The organism is Nostoc sp. (assembly GCF_035638895.1).
Classification (GTDB): domain Bacteria; phylum Cyanobacteriota; class Cyanobacteriia; order Cyanobacteriales; family Nostocaceae; genus Nostoc.
In genome coordinates this window covers 1-3,020 of record NZ_DASQZC010000415.1, presented here as the reverse complement: position 1 = coordinate 3,020, position 3,020 = coordinate 1, and the positions used below count along the sequence as shown (strand labels likewise).

The following is a 3,020-nucleotide window of genomic DNA, read 5'->3' as shown; positions in this document are numbered from 1 at the left end:
TATTTACTCAAGAAAACTTTTTTAGTAATGATAATACAAAAAAAGTGCTAACTCCTGAAGTTGTATCTCGCCAAGGTATGACTTTAGACCAGTTAGGGCAATTACTAGCCAGCTATGGCGTTAAAGTTAATGTTTACCACGCTGCCGACACTAGTTTAGAGCAGTTCCGCAAACAAGCGGCAGAAAACTTAAAACAACCGCAAAACTTTGTTTTAGTAAACTATTTACGCAAAGAAATAGGTCAAGAGAAAGGTGGGCACATTTCTCCTTTAGCAGCATATAATGAGCAAACAGATAGGTTTTTAATTCTTGATGTCTCTCGTTACAAATATCCACCAGTTTGGGTAAAAACAGCAGATTTATGGAAAGCAATGCTCACAAATGATGCCTCAGTAAATAAGAGCCGTGGCTTTGTATTTGTCAGCAAAAGCCTTTGATATATTGAAGAATTCAGGAATCAGAATCAAGACGCGACGCTACGCTATCTGCTTTTTCGTTCAAAATACCCAACTGAATTCTGGCTCCTGACTCCTAAATTCTGTTTTGATAATCTGTTTATTGAGTTCATAAATCCTGCGATCGCCTATCTTCGATATAAATAATGCGAGCTAATTATGGATACCGTAATTACACCAGAAAGAATCGAGTTACCACCTGGCCCGGTGTTGAAGCTTTTGGGAGGCTGGAAAGACTATCAAATATTAAGTCAGCAATTAGGCGATCGCTCCTCACCTCGCATTAAATATCGAAGAGGAGAAATTTTACTGATGGCACCCCTACCAGAGCATGGAAGAGATGCGAGTTTACTGGCATTGATCGCCTCTCGTCGGTGATTATTTCCCAGATTTACCCCATCGAGGGATTCCTACTAGATGGTAAACCAGAGGTGAGGATACGCCAGGGGCGAAATTCTAAAAAGTCTACCAAACGCCACCTTTCATTGAGAAGATTTCAGAAAGCTTTGGGCGCTGCTCCCTCAATGGAAGCTTCCGGCGATAGCCGTAAAGCCAAAGTAGTAGGCGGTTCAGATTTATGTCGTAAATCTCTCTGGCAGTGGGTTTTTACGAGGATTGAGCCAAAGCGATCGCGCCTCAAAAATGATATTGGCAAAACATTGGGTGAACAGTTAGATACTGAAAAAGCGGCGGGTCGTCCGGTAAAACTTGTCAGAAATCGCATTGCAGCCAAAGGAGCGCGGTTGTTATTCAGAGAACTAGTAAAAATTCACTTCATGAGTGATTCTCCAGATTAAATTACCTAGAGTGAAAGTGCTGTGAAACATGAGAATTAAGATTTTAAAACGCAAAGGGGCGCTGAGGGAAGCGCAGAGGTTGGCAGAGCAGTTAATTCTCTGCGTTTCTCTGCGTCCCTCTGCGTAAAAAAAAGGATATAAGCTATGACGACATTGGATGCCCTAAAAAACACATATCAGAATTTTTTCTGTATATTTGTGTAACTTGTCTTCAAAAAACTAGCTGTTAGACGTTTATAATTTGTGGTTTGATTTTAAGAGCCGTGGGGATAACCCAAAATCCACCATTCCAAAATCGCTCATGATTGAAATTGACGGTTCCTACGGAGAGGGAGGCGGACAAGTTCTTCGCACTTCCTTAAGTCTAGCGGCCATTACTGGCGAACCCATACGAATTTCAGGCATTCGCGCTGGACGCAAAAAGCCAGGATTAGCAGCACAACACTTAACAGCAGTTCGGGCTGCGGCGAGAATTTGCAATGCCCAACTACAGGGTGATGCTTTGGGTTCAATGCTGCTGGAATTCATCCCAGGTAGTGCTGTGCAAGCTGGAACTTATACCTTTGATGTTAGTAAAGCACAAGTTGGTGGTTCTGCGGGTGCGATCGCTCTAGTTTTACAGACAATTCTCTTACCTTTGGCACTAGCATCTGGCAATTCCCAAGTCACACTAAAGGGTGGAACTCATGTAAACTTTAGCCCGACAGTGACGTACATTGAGCAAGTTTATCTGCCAATATTGCAACGCATGGGTGTAGAAGCCCAAGTCAAGTTAGGCGCTTGGGGATGGTTTCCCAAAGGTGGCGGAGAGGTACAGTTGCAGGTAGATGGCGGTGGTAAACTCAACGGGATTAACTTGTTGGAACGGGGAGAATTACAACAGGTGCGAGGGCTAGCTGTGGTGACAGAATTGCCTTCGCATATTCCCCAACGGATGGCGAATCGTGCCGAGAATTTGTTACGCGAAGCCCATTTGAAAGTTGCTGTACACGCTTTGCGAGAAAAAGGTATAGCACCTGGGGCAGGTATTTTTTTAACTGCTGAGTATGAGAACAGCTTGACTGGCTTTGGTGGATTTGGGCGATTACGGTTATCGGCGGAGACAGTTGCAGAAATTGCTTGTCAGCAACTCCTTGAGTTTCATAAAACCGGCGCAGCAGTAGATGAACATTTAGCAGATCAGTTATTATTGCCAGCAGCTTTAGCTTCACAGGAAAGTCATTACCGGGTGGCTGAGGTGAGTAGACATTTAACGACGAATGCAGCCGTAATTGAACAATTTGGGTTGGCGCAGATTAGGGTAAATGAAGCCGAGAAAATCGTCTCGGTAAAGAGTTTGACTAGATGAAGTAGAAAAAGCTTTAAGAGATTGCCTTATGTAAGAGTCTTCGGTTTACCCACATCCGCTATGACGATATTAACCGTGCGGTGTGCGCTGCATAGAAATTTGCCTCATTTCCAAGAGTGGAAATGAGGCAAAGGCATTTTTATAAGCGGAGACAGAAAACTTTTGATAGTTTATTTAAGAGGATTTGTAATCAAACTTTTAACCTGCATGGTTTGTAACAATCAGCGACCAACGAATTTACAAGGCAATGCAAATGTAGTTGAGAGTGAGTTCAGTTGTTTCTTATACTTGCTCTTTAGTTGAGTATATAACAGAGCGTTTGAATTTACCTCTGTCAAAGGCATATACTTAGGTTAAGTCAGTTTGCGATCGCAAATACAAAAGATTAGTCATTGGGCGTTGGGCATTCGTCTGATAGAG

Annotated in this window: 2 protein-coding genes and 2 pseudogenes; all 4 read left to right on the top strand. The window is 42.9% G+C overall.

Annotated features, from left to right (window positions below):
* Positions 1-437 (top strand): phytochelatin synthase family protein (locus VE944_RS20630; protein ID WP_324981165.1); only part of this gene is annotated, 437 nt, incomplete at its 5' end.
* Positions 438-614: 177 nt separating this feature from the next.
* A pseudogene (locus VE944_RS20625) lies at positions 615-821 on the top strand (Uma2 family endonuclease); the annotation flags it as partial.
* A pseudogene (locus VE944_RS20620) lies at positions 818-1,252 on the top strand (IS110 family transposase); the annotation flags it as partial. The pseudogenes VE944_RS20625 and VE944_RS20620, both read left to right, overlap by 4 nt.
* A gap of 301 nt (positions 1,253-1,553) precedes the next feature.
* Positions 1,554-2,600, top strand: a complete 1,047-nt coding sequence (rtcA, locus tag VE944_RS20615; protein WP_324981159.1) for an RNA 3'-terminal phosphate cyclase — start codon at positions 1,554-1,556, stop codon at positions 2,598-2,600.
* Positions 2,601-3,020: the final 420 nt, after the last annotated feature.

Coding starts and splice junctions, on each gene's coding strand:
- rtcA (WP_324981159.1), top strand. CDS start 1,554: ATGATTGAAATTGACGGTTCCTACGGAGAGGGAGGCGGACAAGTTCTT.